This is a genomic window from Pseudomonas putida (assembly GCF_028682395.1).
In the GTDB taxonomy this organism is placed as follows: domain Bacteria; phylum Pseudomonadota; class Gammaproteobacteria; order Pseudomonadales; family Pseudomonadaceae; genus Aquipseudomonas; species Aquipseudomonas putida_AB.
The window spans coordinates 1-1,015 of the sequence record NZ_JANHLC010000027.1 but is presented as its reverse complement, the minus strand read 5'-3'; the positions used below and the strand labels follow the sequence as shown (position 1 = coordinate 1,015).

The 1,015-nt window shown below is 61.5% G+C and carries 2 protein-coding genes; both read right to left on the bottom strand.

The window, feature by feature from the left end; translation table 11 throughout:
- Positions 1-42: 42 nt before the first annotated feature.
- Positions 43-738: a hypothetical protein gene (locus tag NPS46_RS25530; RefSeq protein ID WP_274112037.1), complete on the bottom strand. Its 696-nt coding sequence runs from the start codon at positions 736-738 to the stop codon at positions 43-45.
- On the bottom strand, positions 735-1,015 hold a 281-nt coding region (locus NPS46_RS25060; RefSeq protein ID WP_274112036.1), incomplete at its 5' end, for a hypothetical protein. The genes NPS46_RS25530 and NPS46_RS25060, both read right to left, overlap by 4 nt.

Below are 1,015 nucleotides of genomic sequence, written 5' to 3'. Positions count from 1 at the left end.
TCGGCCCCTTGTAGATGAGCCAGGCCATGTAGGCGAGGGCGATCATGGGGTCACCCGCTTGAACTCGACGACCCAGACCCAGGGGTTGGCGTCCCAGTTGCCGCCGGTACCAATCCAAAGATCCTGGAACGCATAGGCGGCTGACTTGAACCCGAACTGATGCCAGTCATCAACGTTGCTCGGGTCGTGGGGGTGCCAATGCCATCCGCCGCGGACGTGAGGAATGATCCCCTCTGCCAGCGCCTGGTCTTCGCTGATGTCTTGCAGGCGCTCGACGCGCACGTCGGTGATCTCCAGCAGGATGCGGCTGGCCCAGCGGTGCATATGAATACTTGGGCGGGACGGGCGTGGATAGTCCCAGTGAGCGGCAGTGCCGTTGTAGGCTGGGTCACTGCTGTTGGAGTACAGGACCGGCGCGCCGTCTGCCGCATAGCGAGACAAAACCGCGCTGTCCGTGGTTTGCTCATCAATCTCCGTTGTTTCACGTACCCATAGCCGGTCTCCAGGCCCTCCGTACGGGCAGTGCGGTAGGGCTGTGTAAGGCTGGGTTCCTGTTGGCAGCCACCAGTCATGGCTGTGGCGCTCATGCCTCGGGTTTTCGGCAGACCTCACAGACCAGGGGCCTTCTGTGTACTGAGGTTTCACGACGCGCCGCGTGACCGTCTTCCGGCCTTCCAGGATGGCCCGCACCATAGGGGCATTGAACAGGATGGGGCGTTCTTTGGTTGTGCTGGTCATGAGGTCACCTTGTGGCGCACCCACACGCAGATAGGCCCGTCTTCGGTATCGTGAATCGAGAAGACGAACCAGCCATCGCCGGCTGGTTTAGTCGGCACCCAGGGAGTGCAGTCGCAAAGCCCCTCATCTGCCCATGTCTCGAACATCCCCTCCGGGCCGTCGTTCTCCATTTCGACGATAAAGAACTCAAGGCCATGCTCGGCGAACCAGGTATAAGGCAGGGCGCATTCTTCCCCATCATCGGGCCAGGCCGGGTGCGTCCAGAAACCCATGTCGT

Coding starts and splice junctions, on each gene's coding strand:
- NPS46_RS25530 (WP_274112037.1), bottom strand. CDS start 738: ATGACCAGCACAACCAAAGAACGCCCCATCCTGTTCAATGCCCCTATG.